This is a genomic window from Pseudochelatococcus sp., assembly GCF_050946405.1.
Lineage (GTDB): Bacteria > Pseudomonadota > Alphaproteobacteria > Rhizobiales > Beijerinckiaceae > Pseudochelatococcus.
The window spans coordinates 254,043-277,364 of the sequence record NZ_JBMNUS010000002.1 but is presented as its reverse complement, the minus strand read 5'-3'; the positions used below and the strand labels follow the sequence as shown (position 1 = coordinate 277,364).

General features: G+C 65.8%; 21 protein-coding genes. 9 read left to right on the top strand and 12 right to left on the bottom strand.

The genetic code is table 11. From position 1 onward, the window contains the following. Window positions 1-202: 202 nt before the first annotated feature. A complete protein-coding gene (locus ACOYJQ_RS04835; RefSeq protein ID WP_433456833.1) occupies window positions 203-1,120 on the bottom strand; it encodes an NAD-dependent epimerase/dehydratase family protein in 918 nt (305 codons plus the stop codon). A gap of 300 nt (window positions 1,121-1,420) precedes the next feature. Continuing rightward, window positions 1,421-2,476, bottom strand: a complete 1,056-nt coding sequence (gene gmd, locus ACOYJQ_RS04830; RefSeq protein ID WP_433456832.1) for a GDP-mannose 4,6-dehydratase — start codon at window positions 2,474-2,476, stop codon at window positions 1,421-1,423. Between the two features lie 366 nt (window positions 2,477-2,842). Between gmd and ACOYJQ_RS04825 the strand changes: the two genes are divergently transcribed. From ACOYJQ_RS04825 to ACOYJQ_RS04815, 3 genes are all read left to right on the top strand, one after another. Then, window positions 2,843-5,086, top strand: coding sequence for a transglycosylase domain-containing protein (locus tag ACOYJQ_RS04825; RefSeq protein WP_433456830.1), 2,244 nt, complete (start codon window positions 2,843-2,845; stop codon window positions 5,084-5,086). Between the two features lie 310 nt (window positions 5,087-5,396). Then, window positions 5,397-5,933: a CesT family type III secretion system chaperone gene (locus ACOYJQ_RS04820; protein WP_433456828.1), complete on the top strand. Its 537-nt coding sequence runs from the start codon at window positions 5,397-5,399 to the stop codon at window positions 5,931-5,933. 421 nt (window positions 5,934-6,354) lie between these two features. Beyond that, window positions 6,355-7,224: a hypothetical protein gene (locus tag ACOYJQ_RS04815; RefSeq protein WP_433456826.1), complete on the top strand. Its 870-nt coding sequence runs from the start codon at window positions 6,355-6,357 to the stop codon at window positions 7,222-7,224. Between the two features lie 6 nt (window positions 7,225-7,230). Here the strand turns inward: ACOYJQ_RS04815 and ACOYJQ_RS04810 are convergent, their stop codons facing one another. Genes ACOYJQ_RS04810 through ACOYJQ_RS04800 form a run of 3 tightly spaced genes read right to left on the bottom strand, consistent with a single transcriptional unit; the run spans window position 7,231 to window position 9,467 of the window. Further along, window positions 7,231-8,499, bottom strand: a complete 1,269-nt coding sequence (locus ACOYJQ_RS04810; protein WP_433456825.1) for a glycerate kinase type-2 family protein — start codon at window positions 8,497-8,499, stop codon at window positions 7,231-7,233. A gap of 23 nt (window positions 8,500-8,522) precedes the next feature. Beyond that, on the bottom strand, window positions 8,523-8,747 hold the full coding sequence (gene yacG, locus ACOYJQ_RS04805; protein ID WP_433456823.1) for a DNA gyrase inhibitor YacG: 225 nt from the start codon (window positions 8,745-8,747) through the stop codon (window positions 8,523-8,525). 24 nt (window positions 8,748-8,771) lie between these two features. After that, window positions 8,772-9,467, bottom strand: a complete 696-nt coding sequence (locus tag ACOYJQ_RS04800) for a Maf family nucleotide pyrophosphatase (RefSeq protein ID WP_433457185.1) — start codon at window positions 9,465-9,467, stop codon at window positions 8,772-8,774. Window positions 9,468-9,694: 227 nt separating this feature from the next. On the opposite strand from ACOYJQ_RS04800, the gene ACOYJQ_RS04795 reads away from it, so the two are divergent. After that, window positions 9,695-10,069, top strand: coding sequence for a hypothetical protein (locus ACOYJQ_RS04795; RefSeq protein ID WP_433456821.1), 375 nt, complete (start codon window positions 9,695-9,697; stop codon window positions 10,067-10,069). A gap of 94 nt (window positions 10,070-10,163) precedes the next feature. On the opposite strand, the gene pssA is transcribed toward ACOYJQ_RS04795, so the two are convergent. The 3 genes from pssA to ACOYJQ_RS04780 all read right to left on the bottom strand — a co-directional run bounded on the left by pssA (window position 10,164) and on the right by ACOYJQ_RS04780 (window position 12,570). After that, the gene (gene pssA, locus ACOYJQ_RS04790; RefSeq protein WP_433456819.1) at window positions 10,164-11,024 is read right to left on the bottom strand and encodes a CDP-diacylglycerol--serine O-phosphatidyltransferase; all 861 of its coding nucleotides are present in this window, start codon (window positions 11,022-11,024) and stop codon (window positions 10,164-10,166) included. Between the two features lie 52 nt (window positions 11,025-11,076). After that, entirely contained in the window at window positions 11,077-11,775 is a 699-nt protein-coding gene (locus ACOYJQ_RS04785) for a phosphatidylserine decarboxylase (protein ID WP_433456818.1), read from the bottom strand. A gap of 108 nt (window positions 11,776-11,883) precedes the next feature. After that, window positions 11,884-12,570, bottom strand: a complete 687-nt coding sequence (locus ACOYJQ_RS04780) for a Crp/Fnr family transcriptional regulator (protein ID WP_433456816.1) — start codon at window positions 12,568-12,570, stop codon at window positions 11,884-11,886. 920 nt (window positions 12,571-13,490) lie between these two features. Here ACOYJQ_RS04780 and ACOYJQ_RS04775 point away from each other — a divergent pair. Beyond that, a complete protein-coding gene (locus tag ACOYJQ_RS04775) occupies window positions 13,491-15,362 on the top strand; it encodes an ABC-F family ATP-binding cassette domain-containing protein (protein ID WP_433456814.1) in 1,872 nt (623 codons plus the stop codon). 15 nt (window positions 15,363-15,377) lie between these two features. Here ACOYJQ_RS04775 and ACOYJQ_RS04770 read toward each other — a convergent pair whose 3' ends face one another. Next, a complete protein-coding gene (locus ACOYJQ_RS04770) occupies window positions 15,378-15,974 on the bottom strand; it encodes a superoxide dismutase (RefSeq protein ID WP_433456813.1) in 597 nt (198 codons plus the stop codon). 659 nt (window positions 15,975-16,633) lie between these two features. On the opposite strand from ACOYJQ_RS04770, the gene ACOYJQ_RS04765 reads away from it, so the two are divergent. From ACOYJQ_RS04765 to ACOYJQ_RS04750, 4 genes are all read left to right on the top strand, one after another. Then, window positions 16,634-17,776 carry a hypothetical protein gene (locus ACOYJQ_RS04765; protein ID WP_433456811.1) on the top strand — a complete coding sequence of 381 codons (1,143 nt, stop codon included), beginning with the start codon at window positions 16,634-16,636 and terminating at the stop codon, window positions 17,774-17,776. A gap of 232 nt (window positions 17,777-18,008) precedes the next feature. Next, a complete protein-coding gene (locus ACOYJQ_RS04760; protein ID WP_433456809.1) occupies window positions 18,009-18,410 on the top strand; it encodes a helix-turn-helix domain-containing protein in 402 nt (133 codons plus the stop codon). Further along, a complete protein-coding gene (locus ACOYJQ_RS04755) occupies window positions 18,407-19,261 on the top strand; it encodes a DUF6456 domain-containing protein (RefSeq protein WP_433456808.1) in 855 nt (284 codons plus the stop codon). The genes ACOYJQ_RS04760 and ACOYJQ_RS04755 overlap by 4 nt, the downstream gene beginning before the upstream one ends. A 279-nt stretch (window positions 19,262-19,540) precedes the next feature. Continuing rightward, window positions 19,541-20,365, top strand: a complete 825-nt coding sequence (locus ACOYJQ_RS04750; RefSeq protein WP_433456806.1) for an IS5 family transposase — start codon at window positions 19,541-19,543, stop codon at window positions 20,363-20,365. Window positions 20,366-20,384: 19 nt separating this feature from the next. Here the strand turns inward: ACOYJQ_RS04750 and ACOYJQ_RS04745 are convergent, their stop codons facing one another. The 3 genes from ACOYJQ_RS04745 to ACOYJQ_RS04735 all read right to left on the bottom strand — a co-directional run bounded on the left by ACOYJQ_RS04745 (window position 20,385) and on the right by ACOYJQ_RS04735 (window position 23,138). Continuing rightward, on the bottom strand, window positions 20,385-21,266 hold the full coding sequence (locus ACOYJQ_RS04745; RefSeq protein WP_433456805.1) for a 3-hydroxybutyryl-CoA dehydrogenase: 882 nt from the start codon (window positions 21,264-21,266) through the stop codon (window positions 20,385-20,387). A gap of 190 nt (window positions 21,267-21,456) precedes the next feature. Next, entirely contained in the window at window positions 21,457-22,389 is a 933-nt protein-coding gene (locus ACOYJQ_RS04740) for an electron transfer flavoprotein subunit alpha/FixB family protein (RefSeq protein WP_433456804.1), read from the bottom strand. Between the two features lie 2 nt (window positions 22,390-22,391). Continuing rightward, a complete protein-coding gene (locus ACOYJQ_RS04735) occupies window positions 22,392-23,138 on the bottom strand; it encodes an electron transfer flavoprotein subunit beta/FixA family protein (protein ID WP_433456803.1) in 747 nt (248 codons plus the stop codon). Window positions 23,139-23,322 lie beyond the last annotated feature (184 nt).

Sequence of the window (23,322 nt, the reverse complement as noted above, 5' to 3'; positions counted from 1 at the left end):
CCGGCGCTCTTCCCGCAAATCGATGTTCAAATGCTCTTCGCCTTCCTCCATCGCCCGCCTCCCTCCGCATGCGCAGCCGCGGGCGGAAATGGAAATTATCCAACATTCGTCGAATAACATAAACAATCGGATTTATGGAGTCGACAGGCCCGCGATTCAAGGCTGTCGGCGAACTTACCCGCAAACGGATGACGGTTTCGTATCAGTGGCCGTCACATTCGACAGCCAGCATCCAGCGCAGGGTGTCCGCCAGCGGCGGGGCGGGCGGGCCGGCATGTCGTCCTGTGGCGGAAACGGCGGCCTGCTCCGTGTTCCATTCGATCGGAACACCTTCCAGCAGGCGCTGCATGCGGGTGGCGTCGCCGTATTGCACGGGCGTTTCGCCGGGGCGCATCAGGGCGGGATCGGTGAGAATCGCCGGCCGATGGCCGGTCTGCGCTTCCAGTTCCGCCAGCAGGGCGGCGATGGCGAGCGGCCGGCCCGAACACAAATTGTAGACATCTTCCACCCGATCGGCCGTCAAAAGGGCGAGGTAGGCGCGGACGATGTGGCGCACATCCGAAAAATCGCGGGCGATGTCACGGTTGCCGAGGCGCAGCTCCGGCGCGCGGGCGCGGAAGGCGGCGACGAGCTTGGGCACCAGGAAGCGCGCCGCCTGCCCCGCGCCGGTGTAGTTGAAGGGCCGCGCGATCACCACGCCGAGGCGCTCGCGATAGGGCCGCGCGAGACATTCCATCGCCAGCTTGGAAGCGCCATAATGCGTGGCGGGCGACAGGGGCGCATCTTCCGCCAGCCGGCCGGCCTGCGCGCCGTAGACGTGGCTGCTGGAAGCGAGCACGACCCGGCACGGGGGGTGCGGCAAATTCGCCAGCGCTTCGAGCAGGTTGGCGGCGCCCACCGTGTTGACCGCGTAGACACGGGCGTCGACGCCGTCGGGCGCGAAGGAAAGGCCGGCCAGATGCACCACGGCCTCCGGCGCCAGCGCGGCCACCCGCTGCGCCAGCTCGCGCGGGCGGGTGACATCCGCCGCAAGCGGCAGCGCCTCATGGCCGTGGTCGGCCAGCAGCGGCGCGAGATGGCGAGCGGTGAACCCTCCCTCGCCGGTGACAAGCACGCGCATGACGTTCTCCGTCCGCCGCTTTCGGATATGTCCAGAGCATCGTGCAGAAAAGCGGATACCACTTTTCGTCGACAAAGATGCGTTAAATCAGAAACTTGGAGCGGTTTGCGTTCAAGTCGATTGATCGTTTTGAACGCAAACTGCGGTAAAATGTAGAATTTAGAGCATTTCGGCGTTTCGTTGAAACGCAGAAATGCTCTATCTTATTGACTTGACGCGTTTTCTTCACGCAAAGCGGTATCCGCTTTGCTTGAAAACGCTTTAGAGCGGCGTGACGATTCCGCTTGAATGCACGCCGCTCTAGAAGGACAGACCTTGCCGGTTTCGCCGGATGTCCGCTTCTACCATGAGCTGGCACAGGCGCTCCAGCCCGGTTTGCGCCCGCCAGCCGAGTTCGCGCTCCGCCTTGGCGGAATCGCCCAGCAGCACATCCACCTCCGCCGGGCGGTAGAGGCGCGGATTCACACGCACGCGCACCTCGCCGGTGCGGGCGTCGCGGGCCTGCTCGCCCTCGCCTTCCCCCTCCCAGACCAACGCGACGCCGATGATGCCGTAAGCCAGTTCCGCGAACCGGCGCACGCTGGAGGACCGGCCCGTCGCCAGCACGAAAGTGTCGGGCCGCTCGCATTGCAGCATCGCGTGCATGCCCACGACATATTCGCGCGCATAGCCCCAGTCGCGCTGCGCATCGAGCGCGCCAAGCTCAAGCGGCGCGCTGTCGCCAAGCGAGACGCGCGCGACGTGATCGGCGATCTTGCGGGTGACGAACTCCTTGCCGCGCAAGGGCGATTCGTGGTTGAAGAGAATGCCGGAAACCGCGAACAGGCCGTAGCTCTCGCGGTAGTTCACGGTGGCCCAATGCGCCATCAGCTTGGCGAAGGCATAGGGCGAGCGCGGATAAAACGGCGTCGTCTCGGACTGGCGCGGCGTCTGCGCCTTGCCGAACATTTCCGACGTGCTCGCCTGATAGAAGCGCGTGTCGGGCTTGACGATCCGCACCGCCTCCAGCAGGCGCAGCGCGCCGAGCGCGGTCATGTCGGCGGTCGCGAGCGGTTGCTGGAACGAGACGCTGACGAAGCTCTGTGCAGCGAGATTGTAGATCTCGTCCGGCCGGTGATCCGCCACGAGGCGGATGGCGCTGGTGGCGTCGCCGAGGTCGAAATCCACCAGTTCGAGGCCGGGATTGCCGAGCAGCCCCAGTTCCGCCAGCCGCCAGTGATTCACCGAGGACGTGCGCCGCACCGCGCCCACGACGCGATAACCCTGCTCCAGAAGGTATTGCGCCAGATAAGCGCCGTCCTGGCCGGTGACGCCGGTGATGATCGCGGTCTTGCGGGAGGATGACACGGCTGACATATGACTTTCGCGTTGTGAACAGGGGCAGGCGCCGTGCGGCGGAACGCCGGTTATCGGTTTTCGTGCCGTCATGCGTTATCAGAATTGATCGTCATATGGCAAACGATCGATTTTCGGCATCATCTTTTCGAATATCCCGCCATATTCTTCCATTTTCACTTGTTATGTGGCATCGGCGGTATTCGTGCAAACGCGGCGGCGTCGCATAAAATGCAAATCCTCCGCAAGTGCGGGGCAAACGCATCGTCGATTCCCGCAAGGCCGGCGCGGCGGGCGGCAACGTCCCCTTAATCCGCCACATTTACGATGCCAGAAGATAACCGAGACAACGGCGCGCGTTCCGGCGCGGACAGACATCCGGGTGAAATGACGCAAGGCAACGCTCACGGCAACGGTCACGGCAACGGCGGGTTCCGGCGGGAACCGCGCTTCGAGGCGGGCGACGGGCAGGATTCCGGCGCTGACGGCGGCACGCAGGAATGGCGCGTGACGGCGCAGGATCGCCTGCTGCAAGGCGGGCGGCCGGCGGGCTCCGGCGTGGAAACGGCCGGCGACGATCAGGTGCGGGGGGAGCCGGGAATGGCGGCAGGGCGCGGCAAGGGGGCGAGAAAGGCCGCAAGCGGGCATCCGGCGCGGCGCGCGCCAGCGAGGGGCGCCGCGAAGCGCCGCAGGCCGAGGCGGCGGCGCAGCCTCGTCGGCATGCTGTTTTCGACGCTTGCGGTGCTCGCCATCTGGGGCGCGATCGCGGTCACGGGCTTCGTGGCGTATCACTTCGCGCAACTGCCGCCCATCGACACGCTGACGGTGCCCAAGCGCCCGCCCAACATCGCCGTGCTCGCGGCCGACGGCTCCCTGCTCGCCAACCGCGGCGACACGGGCGGGCGGGAGGTGGCGCTGAAGGAGCTGCCGTCCTATCTGCCGAAAGCGTTCATCGCCATCGAGGACCGGCGCTTCTTCGAGCACATGGGCATCGATCCGCTCGGCGTGGCGCGCGCGCTGGTGCGCAACGTGAGCGCGGGCGGGGTTTCGCAGGGCGGCTCCACGCTGACGCAGCAGCTCGCCAAGAACCTGTTCCTGACGCAGGACCGCACCGTCTCGCGCAAGATCCAGGAGGCGATTCTCGCGGTGTGGCTGGAGCAGAACTTCAGCAAGAACGAGCTTCTGGCCCTTTATCTCAACCGCGTCTACTTCGGCTCGGGCGCCTATGGCGTGGAGGCGGCGGCGCTGCGCTACTTCGGCAAACCGGCCAAGGACGTGACGCTGGCGGAAGCCGCGATGCTCGCCGGGCTGGTGCAGGCGCCCTCGCGCCTGTCGCCCACGCGCAACCCGGCGGCGGCGCAGGCGCGGGCGCAGCGCGTGCTGATGAGCATGGCGGAAATGGGCTTCATCACCGAAAACGAGGCCAAGGGCGCGCTGATGACGCCGGCCGAGACGGTGAAGCCGCGCGGCGCGGGCAACGCCAACTACGCCGCCGATTATGTGATGGACGTGCTGGACGATTTCATCGGCAAGGCGGAAACGGATATCGTGGTGCGCACCACCATCGACCGCGCGATGATGGACGCCGGCGAAAGGGCGCTGACCGACACCATCGCGAAAAAGGGCGCGGAAGCGCATATCGCGCAGGGGGCGCTGGTGGCGCTGTCGAACGACGGCGCGATCCGCGCGCTGATCGGCGGGCGCAACTACGCGGCAAGCCAGTTCAACCGCGCCACCGCCGCGCGGCGGCAGCCCGGCTCCGCCTTCAAGCCCTTCGTCTACCTCACGGCGCTGGAGCGGGGCATGAACCCCGGCACCGTGCGCGTCGACGAGCCGGTGAACATCGGCGGCTGGCAACCGCGCAACTACACGCGCCGCTACAGCGGCCCGGTGACGCTGGCGAACGCGCTGGCGCACTCGCTGAACACAGTCGTCGTCAAGCTGGCGGTCGAGGTGGGGCCGAAGACGGTGGCGCAGACGGCGCAGCGGCTCGGCATCACCTCGCCGCTCACCGCCAACGCCACGATTGCGCTCGGCACCTCGGAGGTGAGCCCGCTGGAACTCACCGCCGCCTATGCCGCCTTCGCCAACGGCGGCACGGGCGTGGTGCCGTGGATCATCCGCGACGTCAGGACGCCGGACGGCAAGACCGTCTACCAGCGCGCGCCCTACGACCTCGGCCGCGTGATCGGCGAGGATGACGCCTCGATGATGAACTACATGCTGCATCAGGCCGTCACCATCGGCTCCGCGCGGCGCGGCGCGATCGAGGGCTACGAGATCGCGGCCAAGACCGGCACGACGCAGGAAACGCGCGATGCGTGGTTCGTGGGCTACACCAGCGGCCTTGTCACGGGCGTCTGGCTCGGCAACGACGACAACTCCCCCACGAAGAACGTTTCCGGCGGCACCCTGCCCGCCGAGACATGGCGCGCCTTCATGGTGGAGGCGCTGAAGGGCGTGGAGCCCCGCCGCCTGCCCGGCAGCCCGTGGGATGCGCCGATCAGCGAACTGCCGCCGCAAGCCCCGCCGCCGCCGGCCACGGCGCAGCCCGCTCCGCTGGACCTGCAAAGGCCCGTCCCGCAGCCGCCACGCGAAAAGAACTTCTTCGAGCGCCTGTTCGGCGGCTGATACCGCTTCTCCATGACCATGCCTCATCGGGAAACGGCGGCGCGCTCCGGTAAACCTCGCACCATCGAGCCGGTTAACGGCCGCTGAAGCAAACATTCCGCGCGCGGTCCCGGGCATTTGTCGGTTCAACAGGGCCGGCAAATGCTCAGATGCCAAAATACCGGCAAGTGTGATATGGATCACAAGGCGCGCCGCCGCCGGTGATACTCTGCGGCCGCGCCGGCTTCAGGGGCAAGCGCGCCAGTAGCAGAGTGTCATATTACTGTGTCATCATGATCTTTGTTTTATGAATTTTTCAGGATGAACCGGCATGAGCGATCCGGCACTTGGTATTCCATCGGCAGAGCATGGCGATCCGCAGGATGTGCATGTGCCGGTCGCGGCGCGGCTGCTGCTTGAGGATTTCGGCCGCGACATCGGGTTGCCGGGGCTGGCTTTCAGCGCGAAGGGCGAATGCTGGCTGAATTTCGGCGATAACCTCGCGGTGTTCGTTTTCCTGCCCGCCGATGAAGGCGCGATCCTCGTCTGCATCGATGCCGGCGCCCTGCCGCCCGGCAGCGACGCGCAGGCGCTGAAGCGGGAAATCGACGCGGCCCGGCCGCCGGTGGAGCCGGGCAAGACCTTTCTCGTCGTGGACGGCAAGAGCGAGCGGCTCAAGCTGGCGGTCAACCTGCCGCTGCCGGGGCTGGACCAGACCACCTTCCAGAACGCCCTGCGGGACATCCTGCACCGGATGGAACGCGTGAAGCGCGATCCGCTCGCAGAATGCGCCGCGCCGCACGGCAGGACGGAACACACCGCCACAACCGCCGACCTGCCGTTCGACAGCATGATCATCCGCCTGTAACGGCTTCCCACGAACGCGGAGCGACATACGATGACTAGTTATTTCGGGGCGGCTTTGAACACGGCGGCCCGTTTCATCGCTAATTTCGGGGCGGCTGCTGTCGAAACAAGCAATGCCGGCGGCAATATCGATTCGGCAGCACTCTTTCAAGATTATCCTATCACTCCGGCATCAGCGAGATCGTCCGAATCTTATCGCTCTGTCCTCGATACCATGACGACCGGCGACACTGACACCAGGACGAGCACGACATCGGAAGATGAGCATATACCAAGGGCATCGGAAGAGACGTCCTCCATAGGGGATGCAGCATACGACGACAACGAGTTCGATCGCGGAAGCACGACATCGCAGAACTCGTTTTTAATAACGCGGAAGCGCAGCCCCTCTGAAACGAGTACGGTGTCAACCGATGCGGCAGATGCGAGCGATCGATGCGGCAGATGCGAGCGATCCGCTCAAAAGCCATATAGCGGCATTCCAAAGTTCCCAGAAAGAACTACTTGACCGCAACGATTTGATATCTACTTGGCTGGCGGATCGTCGCCTCCAGCAAGTTGCATGCGCAGCATTGGCATCCCCCGACTCTACGGAAGACCGCCTCAAAGGCATGAGTGCTATCGACAACAGCAACAACGGCCCGATCGGGGAAAGCAGTACCGTAATCGAGCGCTTGCGGGCAAAAGTTGAAGATCTAAGTACAAAGCACAAACTCACTCCCCAGGAAAGAGAAGCGATCTACAGAGTCATCAGTAAAAGCCCGGACGGCATCAAGCAACTCAAGCTACTGATCAAACAGAAGCAAAGGCGAACGGCGGCGCCAACTACTGCGCCGACCCCTGCGCCAGCGACGGCGACAACGGCGCGCGCTCCAGCACAGACGGCTACAACACCGCCGACGACGGCGGCCCGCGCTCCGGCACCGACGGCGACAACATCGCCGGCAACGGCGGCCCATGCTCCTGCACCGACAGCAACAACACCGCCGACGATGGCCCGTGCCCCGGCACCGACGGCGACAACACCAGCGGTAACGACCGCTCCAACACCGGCGGCAGCAACCCGCGTACTGGAACGGCTCTCGGCAGACGCAGACTACCGCCGCGACAATCCTCCTTCGGTCAGGAGTTCCATTCTGGACTTCCTGCGGGCCTTCCTCGACGCGCTGGGCGAATTGAGCGTGGAAGATCTGGCCGGGCTGGAGGAGATAGACGACGCAGCGCTCTTGGCGTTTCTCCGCGAGAACGATTGCGCGGACTGGCTGGACTTGCCCGCGACGGGGATCGCCTGAGCGGCTTCAGCCCGCCACCAGCACGGCCCGGAAATCGTTAACGTTGGTAAGCGTCGGCCCGGTCATGACGAGATCGCCGAGCGCCGCGAACAGGCTGTAGCTGTCGTGGCGCGCCAGCGCCGCCGCCGGGTCGAGATCGGCCGCCAGCGCGCGCCGCCAGGAATCCGGGCCGATGACCGCCCCGGCGGCATCTTCCGTGCCGTCGATGCCGTCCGTGTCGCCGGCAAGCGCCCAGATGCCCTCGTCGCCTCGCAGCGCGAGCATCAGGCCGAGCAGAAAGGCGGTGTTCCGCCCTCCCCGGCCGGCCGGCCCCCGGCCGATGCTGACGGTCGTCTCACCGCCGGAAAGCAGCACCGCCGGGGCGCCGGCAGGTTCGCCGTGGCGGCGTATGGAACGGGCGATACCCGCCATGGCGGTGCCGAGTTCCCGCGCCTCGCCCTCCAGCGCATCGCCGAGGATCACCGGCGCAAGCCCTTCCGCGCGGGCCGCTTCCGCCGCCGCGCGCAGCGCCAGCATGGGCGTCGCGATGAGCCGGTAATCGGGAGCGGCCGCTTGCGCCGCCGCATCGGCGTCGCGCGTCAGCAGGGGCAGGAGATGCGCGGGCAGATCGCCGGCGATATGCGCCAGAAAGCCGTCGACGTCGGCCTCGCGCCCATCCGGCGGCACTGTCGGCCCCGATGCGATGGTGAGCGGGTCGTCGCCCGGCACGTCGGAGATGGCGAGCGTCACGACGCGCGCCGGCGCGGCGGCCGCGGCGAGCTTGCCGCCCTTGATCGCGGACAGACGCCGCCGCACGGCGTTCATCACGCCGATATCCGCGCCGCTCGCCAGCAGCAGGCGGTTGACGGCGCGCTTGTCGGCCAGCGTCACGCCCGCCGCCGGCAGCGCCAGCAAGGAGGAACCGCCGCCCGATATCAGCGCCAGCACGAGATCGTCCGGCCCGAGGCCGCGCACGGCATCGAGCACGCGCCGCGCGGCGATCTCGCTGTTGTCGTCCGGCACCGGATGCGCGGCCTCGATGACCGCGACGCGCCGCGTCGGCACGGCATGGCCGTAGCGCGTCACCACCACGCCGCTCAGGGGCACGTCGGTCCAGGCGGCCTCGACCGCCTGCGCCATCACGGCGGCGGCCTTGCCCGCGCCCACGACGACGCAACGCCCTCGCGGCGGCTCCGGCAGATGCCGTGCGAGCACCCGCAACGGATCGGCGCTTGCCACCCCCGCATCGAAAAGGCGGCGAAGAACGCGGCGCGCCCGCTCGTCGTTCCATTCCATGACGCATCCTCCCAACCGGCGAATCAGCCGCGCTCCGTGTCGGCATCCCGCTCGTCGCCGGCATTTTCGCCGGCATCTTCCCCCGCCTCTTCCGCTGCCGGAATGACATAACCGCCCGAGAGCCACCGATGCAGATCGACATCCGCACAGCGCTTCGAGCAAAATGGCCGCCAGCGCGTTTCCGTGGGCTTGCCGCAAATGGGGCAAACCGCTTGCGCGCGCCTCTCGCTATCGTCGGCATCCGGCATGATGCGCCCTCCCGATCCGGCCTGTCACAGATTGAGCCAGTGGCGATGCACGGGAAAGCCCTCGCCCGACAGCAGCGACACGGTCTCGTACAGCGGCAGGCCGACCACGGCCGAATACGACCCCACGATCCTGACCGCGAAAGAGCCTGCCAGCCCCTGAATCGCATAGCCGCCGGCCTTGCCGCGCCATTCGCCGCTGGCGAGATAGCCGTCGAGTTCCGCGTGCGAGAGGTTCTTGAAGCGCAGCCGCGTCTCGACCACGCGGTCGCGCACGCGCCCCTGCGGCGACACCACCGCGAGCGCCGTATAGACGCGGTGCGTGCGCCCCGAGAGCAGGCGCAGGCACTCTTCCGCCTCCTCGGCGATTTCCGTCTTGGGCAGTATCCGGCGGCCGACCGCCACGACCGTATCCGCCGCGACGATGTAAGCGCCGCCGACATCCTCGCCGCGGCCTTCCGCCGCCTTCAGCAGCGTCTTCGCTGTTTCCGCCTTGCCGATGGCGACGCGCCGCGCATAGTCGCGCGGCTTCTCGCCGCGCCGCGGCGTCTCGTCGATATCCGCCGGCAGGAGCAAATCCGGCGTCAACCCCACCTGTTCGAGCAGCGCGAGACGCCGGGGCGACGCCGAAGCCAGCACGAGCAGCGGCCGCCACGGCGGACGCTGCACGGACGATGCGGAAGCGCCGCCGCGCTCCTCCTTCTGCTCACCCGGCGCAACCATATCGCTCAACGGATTCTCCTGCAAACGTCGCCACGCTATCCATTTGTTTATGCGTCATCTTTTTCAGAAACTGGATATCACCTTTCAATGCCGCGCTCCAGCATGGAACAATCGGCCGCAACAGGAATTATGTCACGCAGCGGCTCGTCGTGCTCCCGTCGTCAGGGAGACATCACGGTCGCTTATCCATATCATTACGACATAGCTCCATCCGGCGCAGGTTATCCATGTCCTTGAAACGCTTCACCCCTCACGTCACGCCCGCGCAACTGGCGAAGGCGACCGAGACGGCACAATTCGCCGCCACGACCATCGCTTTCCGCCTGCCGCAATTCCTCTACGACACGCTCGACCCCACCCATCCGATGAGCGCCGAAACGCAACGCGCGTTCTCCGAAAAGGCGGCCGCCGCGATGGAGGGCAGCGTCATCGCCGCGCAGGCGTGGCAACGCCTGTGGATCGACATGGCTTTCGGCCGCGTGGGGCCGAACGACCTGTCGCGCAAGATCATGAAGATCGCCGACGACAGCGCCGCGCCCGCGCGCCGGCGCGTCAAGGCCAACGCGAAGCGCCTCACCGGCAAGCATCTGCACGGCAAATGACGCCGGACCCGCTCCACGTCGACGAGTTTCGCCTCTCGACGTGGGCATGAGTATGGGCATGGCCCGATCCGAAACAGCGCGGCGCGGAAAAGCGCTACGAAGGCTCTTCCGGCGCGGGCTCGCCCGTTTCCTCCGGCGTGTCCGCACCGGCGGCCCGCGCCCGCGCCTCCTCCCGCTCGCGGGCGCGATAGCGCGCCACACCGAACGGCAGCGACAGCAGATAGGCGACGGTGGCGATCGCCAGCACATGAAACGTGAAGCTCACCAGCAGCGCCGCGAAGAGAACGACGAGCACGAACAGCGGCAGCACCATCTCGCGCGGAATACGCTGGCCCGCAGCCTTGCCCGAGAAGGTCGGTATCTGGCTCACCATCAGCAGGCCGATGAACACCGTATATGCCGCGACCGCCGGCGCCGCGAGCTCGCCCACCGGCCAGACGATGAAATGCAGATAGACCGGCAACAGCACCGTGAGCGCGCCCGCCGGCGCCGCCATGCCGACGAAGTAGTTCTTCTGCCACTCCGGCCGCGACGGATCGTCGAGCATCACGTTGAAGCGCGCCAGGCGCAGCGCCGCCGCGATGGTGTAGACCATGGCCGCGATCCAGCCGAGCGACTTCATCTCGTCCAGAATGAACGTATAAAGCAGCAGCGCCGGCGCGACGCCGAAGTTCACGAAGTCGGACAGCGAATCAAGCTCCGCGCCGAAGCGCGACGTGCCCTTGAGATAACGCGCGACGCGCCCGTCCGCGCCGTCGAGCACCGCGGCCACGGCGATGGAGAACACGGCGAGATCGAGACGCGCCTCGATCGCCATGCGAATGGCGGTCAACCCGAGACACAGCGCGAGCAGCGTAATCAGGTTGGGAACGAGCAGCCGCAGCGGAATCGGCCGGAAGCCGCGGCGGCGCGGCTCCTCGGTATCGGGAACGAAAGGCGGAAACAGGTCACTCATACGCGCTATTCATACACCAGCGCGCACGCGGGGCAAACGGCATCCGCGTGCCTCACGCGCCGCGAAAGGTGCGCGGCGGCTCGGCGGACAGGAGATCGGCCAGCACCGTCTCGCCCGCGACCGTGCGCTGGCCGAGGCCGACCAGCGGTTGCGTGCCGACGGGCAGATAGACATCCAGACGCGAGCCGAAGCGGATGAGGCCGAATCGCTCCCCCGCCTGCACCGTGTCGGTTTCGCGCACGAAACAGACGATGCGCCGCGCCACCAGACCCGCGATCTGGACGACGCCGATGCGCGTTTCCCCCGAGGCGATGACGAGCCCGTTGCGCTCGTTGTCCTCGCTCGCCTTGTCGAGATCGGCATTGATGAACACGCCCGGCGTGTAGACCACGCGCTCGACCGCGCCGTCCACCGGGCTGCGGTTTACATGGCAGTCGAACACGCTCATGAAGATGGAGATGCGCAGCAGCGGCCCCTCGCCCAGCTCCAGCTCGGGCGGCGGCAGCGTTTCCGCGATGGCGCTGACGCGCCCGTCCGCCGGCGCCACCACGAAACCGGGATGCACCGGCGTCTGCCGTTCGGGATCGCGGAAGAAGTAGCAGATCCAGAGGGTCGCGATGAGACCGATCCAGCCGAGCGGCGACCACAACTGTCCAAGCACCAGCGAGGCGATGGCGGCAACCGCGATGAAGGGATAACCTTCCTTGTGAATCGGCGTGATTGTCTGCCTGATGGAATCGTAGATGGACATCTTCCTGTCTCCGCCTTTGCCCGCCGTGAAGAAACAGCCTCTCGCCACGCATGACAGAGACATGCCGGCCCCGGCGCGTCAACCGCTCCCGCGGGTGAATTGCCGCGCTCAGGTCATTTCGCGCATGGCGTCGTCTAGGCGGCGGCGCAAGACAGCGGGCTGCTTCAAAACCAGCGCGCCGCGCGTGCGCTCGATCACGTCGTCGCGCGAGAGCGAGGTGAACTCGCGCGTCACCTGCTCACGGCGGCACCCGATCCGCGCCGCCAGCACATGATGAAACGGCGGCGGTGTGATGACGCGCTCGTCCGGCCGGCCGGCGCGCGGCGTCGACAGCCGCAGCAGTTCCGCGTAAAGGCGGTGGCGCAGATCGAGAATCGCATGCTCGGTCAGCCGCGCGTTGAGTTCGCGCACCCTTTGCGCCAGCAGGCGCAGCAGGCGGTCGCTCACGGTGGGCGAGGCGAAGACGATCTCGCGGAAGACGCTCGCCGGCATGACGCAGACCTCGCCCTGCGTCAGCGCAGCGACGTTGGCCGACCGGCCGATACCGTCGATCGCAGCCAGTTCGCCGAAAAACTCGCCGGCGCGCATGTCGTCCAGAATGATTTCGCGCCCCGCCCGCGTGCGCACCAGCACGCGCACTTCTCCCGCGACGAGAAAATAGACGTCCGTCGACTGCTCCTCGTAATCGATCAGCACCTCGTCGGCCGTGAAGCGGCGCCAGTGAAGCCGCGAGTCCAGACGCGACAGGTCGATACCGGCGCCCTCGAAAAACGGCACCCGATCAAGCGTACTCATCCTGCCTCCCGATCGCGAATCTGGACTCTCCGGTCAGGATACACCGGAAGGAAAGAAATCCGTCTGCTGAAATTGCCGTCTTCAGCCGACACGGAAGGCGAAACCGGCCAAGCGGAGACCCGACCGTCCCTGAAGCTTTATTCATGAAGCGCATTCCGACCGATCAAACGATTCCGTTTGATCGGAACGCGGTCTAAAGCGTTTTCAAGCAAAACGGATGCCGCTTTGCTTGAAAACGCGTCGAATCAATGAGATAGAGCATTTCGGCGCTTCAACGAAATGCCGAAATGCTCTAGAAATGCATTGCGGATCGCAACCCGGAATCGCCTCCGGCCATCAGCGACGGACCGTCTTGTGCCGACGCAGGGTGACGCAGACCCGCGGATACGATATTCGCCGTCATCGCGATCCCGAGAATCAGGGCCGCGACGGCTATGGCGAAGGCGCTCCGCGAGAATTGGCAGGGCAAAGTTTTCATGGCACGGCCCGAATCACGCTTATCCACAGAACATCAACAAAACCGTTACACGCTGTCCACAATCCGTGAAAGCGCGAAACTGCCGCGATCTCATGGTCATCCGCTTGTCTTGCACGGTCTTGCGATACGATGCACACTTATCCACATATTCACCGACGAATTTGAACCTACGTAATTTTATAACTTTCGCAAGCCTTAAAATGTGAATCCGGGGGCAAGAAGTTCGTTTTCCGTTCACCATATGGCCCGACCGCCTCACCTGATCCGCAGCGTGGTCGAAATCCCCTGCGGATACTGCAAATACTTGCACGCGGGCCGGTTTGACGCGACAAGGGCTGTCTGCGCATGCGGCAGGCGGGGCGTGGCGGCCCGCTTTCCGCTACCGCGCCAGCGGCATCCATCGGACACAGGCCGGCGAAACGCGCCGGGCGGCACATCGGACATGTTACAGATCAACGATCTCACCTACCGGCTGGGCGAGCGGCTCATTCTCGATCACGCCAGCGCGGCGATTCCCGGCGGCGCGAGGGTGGGGCTCGTCGGCCGCAACGGGGCGGGCAAGACGACCCTTTTCAAGCTTCTGCTGGGGGAACTCGCCTCGGAAAGCGGTTCCGTCTCCCTGCCGCGCGGCCACCGCATCGGCGCGGTGGCGCAGGAAGCGCCGGGCGGGCCGGAATCGCTCATCGACGTCGTGCTCGCGGCCGACACCGAGCGCACCGCGCTCATGGCCGAGGCGGAAACGACACCCGACCCGCTTCGCCGCGCGGAGATCGAGACGCGCCTCGTCGACATCGGCGCGCATGCCGCGCCGGCGCGCGCCGCCAGCATCCTGCATGGTCTGGGCTTCGATTCGGAAGCGCAGGCGCGTCCCTGCTCCTCGTTTTCGGGCGGCTGGCGCATGCGCGTGGCGCTGGCCAGCGTGCTGTTCAGCGAGCCGGACCTGCTGCTGCTCGACGAGCCCACCAACTACCTCGATCTGGAAGGCACGCTGTGGCTTTACGATTATCTGGCCCGCTATCCCTACACGGCGCTGGTGATCAGCCACGACCGCGAATTGCTGGACACGGCCGTGGATCACATCCTGCATCTCGACCGGGGCAAGCTCGTGCTCTACCGGGGCGGGTTCACGTCCTTCGACCGGCAACGGCGGGAGAAACAGGCGCTCGCGGCCAAGGCGCGCACGAAGCAGGAGGCGGAGCGCAAGCACCTGCAAAGCTTCGTCGACCGCTTTCGCGCCAAGGCATCCAAGGCCAAGCAGGCCCAGTCGCGCATCAAGCGGCTCGAAAAGATGGAGCCGATCGCCGCCATCACCGAAGAGGAGACGATTCCCTTCCACCTGCCCGGCCCCGAGCGCCCGCTGTCGCCGCCGATCGTCGCGATGGAAGGAGCGGCGGCCGGCTATGACGGGCGCGCGGTGCTCGACAGGCTCAACCTCACCCTGCTGCCGGACGACCGCATCGCGCTGCTGGGCGCCAACGGCAACGGCAAATCCACCTTCGCCAAGCTGTTGTCAGGCCGGCTGGAGCCGATGAAGGGCACTGTCACGCGCGGCGCGAAGCTGCGGGTGGCCTATTTCGCCCAGCATCAGCTCGACGAGTTGCGCCCCGGCGCCACGCCCGTGCAGCATGTCGCTGCACTGATGCCGGAAGCGACGGAGGCGCAGCAGCGCTCGCGCGCGGCGCAACTCGGCTTTCCCGCCGCAAAAGCCGATACGCCCGTGGCGCAATTGTCGGGCGGCGAGAAGGCGCGGCTGCTGATGGGCCTTGCCGCCTTCAACGCCCCGCATCTGCTGATTCTCGACGAGCCGACGAACCACCTCGACATCGACAGCCGGCAGGCGCTGATCGAGGCCATCAACGATTATCCGGGCGCGGTGGTGCTGGTGAGCCACGACCGCTTTCTGATCGAGGCGTGCGCCGATCGGCTGTGGCTGGTCGGCGTGGGCTCCGTCAAGCCCTATGACGGGGACATGGACGATTACCGCCGCCTCGTGCTGGCCGGCGACGCGCCGGCGACGCGCAGCTCCGGCGGGGCGGGCGGCGGGGAAAAGGCCGACCGCCGCCGCAACGCCGCGAAAACGCGCACCGCCCTCGCCCCGCTGCGCAAGCGCATCGAAACGCTGGAGGCGCGCATGGCGAAACTGTCGGACGGCATCGCGAAGATCGACGCCGCGCTCGCCGCGCCCGACACGTTCAGCCGCAACCCCGAGAAGGCGGCGGAACTGGCGAAAATGCGCTCGGACGCCGCCCTCGCGCTCGCGCAGGCGGAAGAGGAGTGGCTCGCCGCCTCGGCTGAAATCGAGGCGGCGTCCTGAAAGCCTTCGGGGCGATCAAACGGCCTTGCTGTACAGCTCGGCGACATATTCCCAGTTGACGAGGTTTTCCACGAACGCCTTGAGATAGTCGGGGCGGCGGTTGCGGTAGTCGATGTAGTAGGAGTGCTCCCACACGTCGACGCCCAGAATCGGCGTCGCGCCGTGCACGAGCGGGTTTTCACCGTTGGGGGTCTTCAGAACGACGATCTTGCCGTCCTGCACGGCAAGCCACGCCCAGCCGGAACCGAACTGGCTGACGCCGGCCTGGATGAAGTCTTCCTTGGCCTTCTCGACGGAGCCGAGATCCTCGATGATCTTCTTTTCCAGTTCGCCGGGGATCGCGCCGCCGCCGTTGGGCTTCAGCCAATGCCAGTAGTGCAGATGATTGTAATGCTGGCCGGCGTTGTTGAACAGCGCCTGATTGGTGCCGAAGGACGCCTTGACGATTTCCTCGATGGACTTGCCGGCGAGATCGGTGCCTTCGAGAAGCTTGTTGCCGTTGTCGACATAAGCCTTGTGGTGCTTGTCGTGATGATACTCAAGCGTCTCGCGCGACAGGTAGGGCTGAAGGGCGTCGTGGGCATAGGGAAGTTCGGGAAGCGTAAACGACATGGCATGCTCCTGAGGGTTTGATGCTTGGTTTCCGTCGCGGGCGCCGCTGCCGGCCCCCGCAGCTTCAGCGATGACGACACTACCAACCGTTGCGGCGGCTGACAATGAAAGCAGAAATTCACGGCGTTGCATATCGGCCTCCATTTACACGAAATAAACGCGCACCGTCCCATGAATGATACGTCGGAAAGCATGCGCGGGAATGTTCGCGCGCATATCCGGCCATGCCGCCGCGTGCGCCCGGACACCCGCCGGACGGCCGCGGCGGAGAAAGCCCAATCCTCCGGGCGCCAGACTCCCGCGGATACCGGGCTTCCGTGCCGGCGAAACCATGCGCAGACAGCATCTTGCACGGATCGCGCCTTGTTTTCGGCGAATTTTTTTCGATAGTAGACCAAACGACAAGGCAGTTCAGTGAAAGCTTCACGCGCTAGGATGTCCGCGAATGGCCCGCCTCCCGTCACAAAGGGGCCTTCTTTCCCGGCGCAGGGGGTCATCCGGGAAATGTCCGCAGTTCCAGAGACACTTTACCATCGCATGAAACGTCAATGCTATTATGACCGCCGTGTCATCGAATGCAGGTCTGCGCCGGGTATGATCGGGACGCCCGGCGTTTTCCCGTCAGCCGGACCTGCATCCACCGCAAGGGTGCCTGTCGCATGATTTTTTTCAGCACTGTTCTCGCATGCCTTCTCATCGGCAGCGGTCTCGGCGCCGTCGTGATCGGCTCGGGCATGATCGTCCTCGAAAGAGGCTGGTCGATGGTCATCTCGGGCACGATCGTCGCCACGGGCGGCGCCCTGCTGCTCGGCATCGCCATGCTTCTGCGGGAATTGCGCCGCCTGCCGGAGCGTCTTGCCGACCGTCTCGCGGACGCCCTGCCGGAGATCGCGGCGTCGCTGCCGCCCGCGCTCGACAGCGGCTCCGTCGACGCCTTCCACGCGGCTCACGACCGTCCCGCCCCCGTCCGGCCCCGTCTGGAGCCGCCCCTGACGACGGAGCAGGAGGAAAGCAGGCCCGACCTTGCCAGATCCGACCTTGCCGGATCCGGGGATCTCGCGCCGGATTCGCCGGCCGGAAACGGCGCTTTGAAAATCCAGATATCGCTGCACAACGACGAAAGCCCGACGGGCGACGATACGGACGAGTCCGATCGGACACGGCGCAAGTTCTGGCCGCGATTCGGCAAACCCGATGTCCCGGCGCGCGTCGAGAAGACACAGCCGGAAGCCGTACCCGCCGGCCCCACGGCGGCGGAACTCGCGCGCGAGCGGCTGGCGCTGGCCGACGTCCCCGACCGGCCGGCACCCTCTGGCGGCGAAGCGCCCGTTTCCACGCCGGACAAGAACGAAACCGCAGCCGAAACCGGAATCAGGGCCGATCCCGCCTCCGCCGCAGCGCGGTTGAGACCGGAAGTGCCGCCACCCGCCCCGAAGGGCGACACCGCCGCCGGGAGCGGCGAGGGCAATGGCGGTGACGGCAGGCGCGACGATGGCAAGGACGGCGCGCGAAAGGACAACGGCACGCCGCCGGCGGTGGGCGACAGCCCGGCGGCAGCGCAGACGCAACCCGCATCCGGCGACAGCCCGGAAGGGAGCGCCGACACGGTCGTGGGTTCCTATCGCGCCGGCGCAAACGTCTACACCATGTTCGACAGCGGCGCGATCGAGGCGGAAACCCCGAAGGGCGTTTTCCGATTCGCGTCTCTCGACAAGCTGAAAGCCTATATCGCCTCCGGCGAGGATGCCGCGCTCGCCGGCACGCCCGTCGACCGCAAACCGGAAACATCGGCCGCCGGCTGAGCGACCGGCTGAAGGCGCGCCGGCCGCGGCCGCGCGCCTTCCCGTCCGCCCTCTTTCTCCATCGCCGGATTTCTCCCGGATCATCACTTATCCGCAGCTAATCGCACCGGAACGGCTCCGCCTCCCGGAAAATCATTGCGCTTGCGATTTAGGATGATACTCCTATTAATGCGATTTATGTCGCATTAAGCGGATAATATACCTATATCCTGCCTGATGATGGAGGTTTTCGATGTCCTGGATCGGATTCGGTCACGGCGGCGGCCGTCCGCTGCACGAGGCCATGATCTGCCGTCAATGTGAGGCCGCCCTATCATCCGCGTTCGACGTGCCGCTTGCAGCCCTGCGCGCGAGCCGCAGAAGCCGGGCGCGGCATGCGCTGGCCCGCGCCGGCGCCATCTATCTCGCACGGACCTCTTTCGGACTGGCGGAAACAACCGTGGGCCGGGCGTTCGGTCGCCATCGCTCCACCATCGGGCATGCCTGCCGCCGGATCGACGAGCGGCGCGCCTGCGACCGGAGCATGCGGCACGGCCTGCTTTGCCTTGAACACGCCCTTGCCCGGCACGTCGCGCGCCGCTGGCAGGATGCGGCCATGGCCGGAAACGGGGAAACGCCGGAGGTTGCGCGATGAGCAAACGCCCTGTCAACGGCAAGAACGTATCGCCCAAAAAGAGCGCATCACCGGCCGGCCCGCGCACCGACGCCGAAACGCTCCAGCTCCTGCGCCATCTCGCGCAGGACGGCAACATCGCCCTGATCGGCAGCCAGTTGCCGGATCGCGTCATTCTGTCGAGCGCACGCGGCGGCGTATCGCTCGGGCGAGGCAGCGTGCCGGCCGCCGTCGCCGGCACGCTGCTTGAGCAGCGGCTGATCCGCCTCACGCCGGATAAAACCTTCGCCATCACCGAAGCGGGACGCATCGCGCTTGCCCGCCTTCTGCACGCGCCCGCCGCTTCCTCCGGCCCGCACCGCCGCCTGCGCACGGCGTCGTCATGCGATGACGGCAAGGTCGCCAACGTACAGGTCAACGATGCCGAGAGCCCCCTCGCCTGGCTGCACAAACGGCGCGGGCGCAACGGCGAGCCCTTCATCGACGCGGCCTGCTTCGAGGCGGGCGAACGCCTGCGCCGCGATCTGACGCTGGCGCAGCTCATGCCCCGCGTCACCAGCAACTGGACGCCGGCGCGCGGCGATCGAGCCGGCGGCGGCCCTGCGATCGCCACCGAGACAATGGTTTCGGCGCGCCAGCGGCTGCACCGGGCGCTCGACGCGGTGGAGGGCGAATATGCCGGCCTCCTGCTCGATGTCTGCGGGTTTCTCAAGGGCCTGGAGGAAGTGGAACGTGAACGGCACTGGCCGCCGCGCTCCGGCAAGGTGGTGCTGAAACTCGCTCTCCAGCGCCTCGCCCGCCACTACGGGCTCGGCGCACAGGCAAACGGCCCGGATCGCGGCCGGGGAATCCGCGTCTGGCAGGATCTTTGAACGGCGCGGCAGGCCGCCCCGGATATCGATACGCTTCGCATACCGCCCCGGTGGCGCCCGGCTCCGGCGCGGGGATGGGCAGCAAAGGCAAATATCAAGACTGGATAAACACGGCCACCTGAAGCATTCCGACATTTCGTTGAAACGTCGAAATGCTTCAGGATTTTGATTTTACGCGTTTTCTTCACGCAAACCGGCATCCGGTTTGCTTGAAAACGCCTCAGAGACCGTTTGAAAACGGTAGTGGTCAACATTGCCGATTTGTGATTCAAGCTATCCATGTGGACAGCGAAGACCCGAGGCCGGATGGCCACTATCGAGAAGAAGACCCTCCGTTACCCAACCGATCTGACTGACGAAGAGTGGCTGCAAATGGAGCCGCTGCTGCCCAGGCCTGCCCGGACTGGCCGGCACCGAAGTGTTGATCTGCGCGAGGTTTTGAATGCGGTGCGCTATCTGGTGCGCACGGGCTGTGGCTGGCGTATGCTTCCGGTCAACTTTCCGGCGTGGCAGACCGTCTATTGGTGGTTCCGCCGGTTCGTGCGCCAGTTCCTGTTTCGGACGATCCACGATATCGCCCTGATGATCGACCGGGAACGCAGCGGGCGCGAGGCCTCGCCTTCGGCTGGTATTCTCGACAGCCAGACGGTGAAAGCCCCGGCGGCCGGGGCCAAACGCGGCTTTGACGGCGGCAAGAAGATCGTCGGTCGCAAACGGCATATCGCTGTCGATACGGACGGGCGCCTGTTGATGGTCAACCTGACGTCTGCCGACATCTCCGATAGTGCCGGAGCGCAGCAGGTTCTCGACGGGATCCGTAAGCGCTGGCCGTGGCTGAAGAAATTCTTCGCCGACAGCGGCTATGACAGGGTCAAGCTGATGGATAAAGCCGCTTGGAAGGACTTCGTCATCCAGATCGTCAAGCGCATCGAAAATCAGGACGGCTTCAAGGTGCTGCCGCGACGATGGGTCGTTGAACGCACTTTCGGCTGGATGATCCGTTGGCGACGCCTCGTTCGCGACTACGAGGCACGCATCGATGTCGCCGAGGCCATGCTACACATCTCAATGGGAAGCCTCCTTCTACGAAGAATATCCCATTGAGGCGTTTTCAAACGGACTCTCAGCGCGTCGGCACCGGCTTCTCGCCACGGTAGTCGTAGAAGCCGCGGCGGGTCTTGCGGCCGAGCCAGCCGGCCTCGACGTACTTCACGAGCAGCGGGCAGGGGCGATACTTGGAATCCGCCAGCCCCTCATACAGCACCTGCATGATCGACAGGCAGGTGTCGAGGCCGATGAAGTCCGCCAGTTGCAGCGGGCCCATCGGGTGGTTGGCGCCGAGGCGCATGGCGGTATCGATGGACTCGACCGATCCGACGCCCTCGTAAAGCGTGTAGATCGCCTCGTTGATCATCGGCAGCAGGATGCGGTTGACGATGAAGCCCGGAAAATCCTCGGCGACCGTCAGGCTCTTGCCGAGCCTTTCGACAAGAACACGCGTCGCCTCATAGGTCTCCTCCGCGGTGGCAATGCCGCGGATAACCTCGACGAGCTGCATCACCGGCACCGGGTTCATGAAGTGGATGCCGATGAACTGCTCCGGCCGGTCGGTGGTGGAGGCCAGGCGCGTCACCGAGATCGAGGACGTGTTGGTGCCGATCAGGGCGGAGGGCTTCAGCGCGGGGCACAGGGCCTGGAAGATCTTGCGCTTGATGTCCTCGCTCTCGACGGCGGCCTCGATCACGATGTCGCTGTCGCCGAAATGCTCGTAGCTGAGGGCGGGGGCGATGCGCGAGAGCACGGCGGCCTTCTCGTCCTCCGTCAGATGCCCCTTCGTCACCTGCCGGGACAGGTTGCCGTTGATGGTGGCGAGGCCGGCGTTGATGCGCTCCTCGCTGATATCGTTGAGCGCGACCTCATAACCGGAAGCGGCGCAAACCTGCGCGATGCCGCCGCCCATCTGCCCGGCCCCGATGACGCCCACCTTGCGAATCTCGATCGACATGTTGCCCGTCCGTTGCGTTGTTGCTGAATGGTTCGATGAATGCGTTGGTGACCGGTTCTGACGCGGGGTGGCGCCCCATCCCGTCCCGGATTCGGCGACACCTTACAGACCTATTTTGACGTATTTTCTTCAGGCGGACGGATCGTCCGCCCGAAGATGCCCCGGCACGCGGCAATTCGGCCTGGAACGCTTATCCCAGCGCCTTCTCCAGCTCGGGCACGACCTTGAACAGATCGCCCACGATGCCGTAGTCCGCCACCTGGAAAATCGGCGCTTCCTCATCCTTGTTGACGGCGACGATGACCTTGGAGTCCTTCATGCCGGCAAGATGCTGAATGGCGCCGGAGATGCCGAGCGCGATGTAGAGATCCGGCGCGACGACCTTGCCCGTCTGGCCGACCTGAAGGTCGTTGGGGGCATAGCCCGCGTCCACGGCCGCGCGGCTCGCGCCGATGGCGGCGCCCAGCTTGTCGGCCAGCGGCGGAATCACCTCGTTGAACTTCTCGGCGGAACCGAGCGCGCGGCCGCCCGAGACGATGATCTTCGCCGCCGTCAGCTCCGGCCGCTCGGACTTCGCCACCTCTTCGCCCTTGAACGACGACAGCGCCGGATCGGCCGCGGCCTCCACCGTCTCGACGGATGCGGAGCCGCCCTCGCCCGTCGCCTTGAAAGCCGCCGTGCGCACGGTCAGCACCTGCTTCGCATCCGTGGTCTGCACGGTCTCGATGGCGTTGCCGGCGTAGATCGGATGCTCGAACGTATCGGCGGACACCACCTTGGTGACGTCGGACACCTGCGCGGCGTCGAGCAGCGCGGAGACGCGCGGCAGCACGTTCTTGCCATGCGAGGAAGCGGGCGCCACGATCGAGCGGTAGCCGCCCGCGAGGCCGGCGACCAGCGCCGCCAGCGGCTCGGCCAGCCCGTGCGCATAGACCGCGCCTTCCGCCAGCAGTACCTTTTCCACGCCTTCGAGCTTCGCGGCGGCGTCGGCGGCGGCGCGCGCGCCCTCGCCCGCGACGAGAACGTGCACCGGTTCGCCCAACTCGCGTGCCGCGGTCAGCGCCTTGGCCGTGCCGTCCTTGAGAGCCGTATTGTCGTGATCGGCAATGAGCAAGGTCGTCATGATCAGAGTACTCCCGCTTCCTTGAGCTTCGACACCAGTTCCGCCGCGTCCGCCACCTTGACGCCGGCCTGCCGCTTCGCCGGCTCGGCGGTGTTCAGCACCTTGAGGCGCGGCGACACGTCGACGCCCAGCGCCTCCGGCGTGGTTTCGGCGATGGGCTTCTTCTTCGCCTTCATGATGTTGGGCAGCGAGGCGTAGCGCGGCTCATTGAGACGCAGGTCGGTGGTGACGATGGCGGGAAGCCGGAGCGAAACCGTCTGGAGACCGCCGTCGACCTCGCGCGTCACGTCGACAGCGCCGTCGCCGATCTCCACCTTCGATGCGAAAGTGCCCTGACCCCAGCCGAGCAGCGCCGCCAGGATCTGCCCCGTCTGGTTGGAATCGTCGTCGATGGCCTGCTTGCCGAGAATGACCAGATCGGGCTTTTCCTGCTCCACGACCTTCGCCAGCACCTTGGCGACCGCCAGCGGCTCCACCCGGCTCTCCACCTTGACGAGGATGCCACGGTCGGCGCCCATTGCAAGGCCGGTGCGGATGGTTTCGGTCGCCTGCGCCGGGCCGATCGACACCAGCACCACCTCGGTCGCCTTGCCCGCCTCCTTGAGACGCAACGCCTCTTCGACGGCAATTTCGTCGAACGGATTCATCGACTGCTTGACATTGGCAAGGTCAACACCGGAACCGTCGGGCTTGACCCGAATCTTGACGTTGTAGTCGACCACCCGCTTGACGGGCACCAGCAATTTCATTGACAACCTCCATCGGGCTTTATTGGAATTTATCTCAGGTAAACCCTGACCTCACCTCGTGAACTGATCGTATTCCACCAGCGAACGCAATAGAATAAATCTCCGGCTGCCCTTCCATTTGCTCACGAGTCTGGCCGCCGACGCCTTCACGTTCCCAAACGGCCGTTTGTTCGGCACCGCAACG

Excerpts from the sequence above, each read along its gene's own strand:
- ACOYJQ_RS04755 (WP_433456808.1), top strand. The coding sequence starts at position 18,407 with ATGAGCAAACGCCCTGTCAACGGCAAGAACGTATCGCCCAAAAAGAGC.
- ACOYJQ_RS04825 (WP_433456830.1), top strand. The coding sequence starts at position 2,843 with ATGACGCAAGGCAACGCTCACGGCAACGGTCACGGCAACGGCGGGTTC.
- ACOYJQ_RS04780 (WP_433456816.1), bottom strand. The coding sequence starts at position 12,570 with ATGAGTACGCTTGATCGGGTGCCGTTTTTCGAGGGCGCCGGTATCGAC.
- ACOYJQ_RS04815 (WP_433456826.1), top strand. The coding sequence starts at position 6,355 with ATGCGAGCGATCGATGCGGCAGATGCGAGCGATCCGCTCAAAAGCCAT.
- ACOYJQ_RS04810 (WP_433456825.1), bottom strand. The coding sequence starts at position 8,499 with ATGGAATGGAACGACGAGCGGGCGCGCCGCGTTCTTCGCCGCCTTTTC.
- ACOYJQ_RS04745 (WP_433456805.1), bottom strand. The coding sequence starts at position 21,266 with ATGTCGATCGAGATTCGCAAGGTGGGCGTCATCGGGGCCGGGCAGATG.
- ACOYJQ_RS04775 (WP_433456814.1), top strand. The coding sequence starts at position 13,491 with ATGTTACAGATCAACGATCTCACCTACCGGCTGGGCGAGCGGCTCATT.
- ACOYJQ_RS04800 (WP_433457185.1), bottom strand. The coding sequence starts at position 9,467 with ATGGTTGCGCCGGGTGAGCAGAAGGAGGAGCGCGGCGGCGCTTCCGCA.
- ACOYJQ_RS04820 (WP_433456828.1), top strand. The coding sequence starts at position 5,397 with ATGAGCGATCCGGCACTTGGTATTCCATCGGCAGAGCATGGCGATCCG.
- ACOYJQ_RS04760 (WP_433456809.1), top strand. The coding sequence starts at position 18,009 with ATGTCCTGGATCGGATTCGGTCACGGCGGCGGCCGTCCGCTGCACGAG.
- gmd (WP_433456832.1), bottom strand. The coding sequence starts at position 2,476 with ATGTCAGCCGTGTCATCCTCCCGCAAGACCGCGATCATCACCGGCGTC.
- ACOYJQ_RS04735 (WP_433456803.1), bottom strand. The coding sequence starts at position 23,138 with ATGAAATTGCTGGTGCCCGTCAAGCGGGTGGTCGACTACAACGTCAAG.
- ACOYJQ_RS04835 (WP_433456833.1), bottom strand. The coding sequence starts at position 1,120 with ATGCGCGTGCTTGTCACCGGCGAGGGAGGGTTCACCGCTCGCCATCTC.
- pssA (WP_433456819.1), bottom strand. The coding sequence starts at position 11,024 with ATGAGTGACCTGTTTCCGCCTTTCGTTCCCGATACCGAGGAGCCGCGC.
- yacG (WP_433456823.1), bottom strand. The coding sequence starts at position 8,747 with ATGCCGGATGCCGACGATAGCGAGAGGCGCGCGCAAGCGGTTTGCCCC.
- ACOYJQ_RS04765 (WP_433456811.1), top strand. The coding sequence starts at position 16,634 with ATGATTTTTTTCAGCACTGTTCTCGCATGCCTTCTCATCGGCAGCGGT.
- ACOYJQ_RS04740 (WP_433456804.1), bottom strand. The coding sequence starts at position 22,389 with ATGACGACCTTGCTCATTGCCGATCACGACAATACGGCTCTCAAGGAC.
- ACOYJQ_RS04770 (WP_433456813.1), bottom strand. The coding sequence starts at position 15,974 with ATGTCGTTTACGCTTCCCGAACTTCCCTATGCCCACGACGCCCTTCAG.
- ACOYJQ_RS04795 (WP_433456821.1), top strand. The coding sequence starts at position 9,695 with ATGTCCTTGAAACGCTTCACCCCTCACGTCACGCCCGCGCAACTGGCG.
- ACOYJQ_RS04750 (WP_433456806.1), top strand. The coding sequence starts at position 19,541 with ATGTGGACAGCGAAGACCCGAGGCCGGATGGCCACTATCGAGAAGAAG.
- ACOYJQ_RS04785 (WP_433456818.1), bottom strand. The coding sequence starts at position 11,775 with ATGTCCATCTACGATTCCATCAGGCAGACAATCACGCCGATTCACAAG.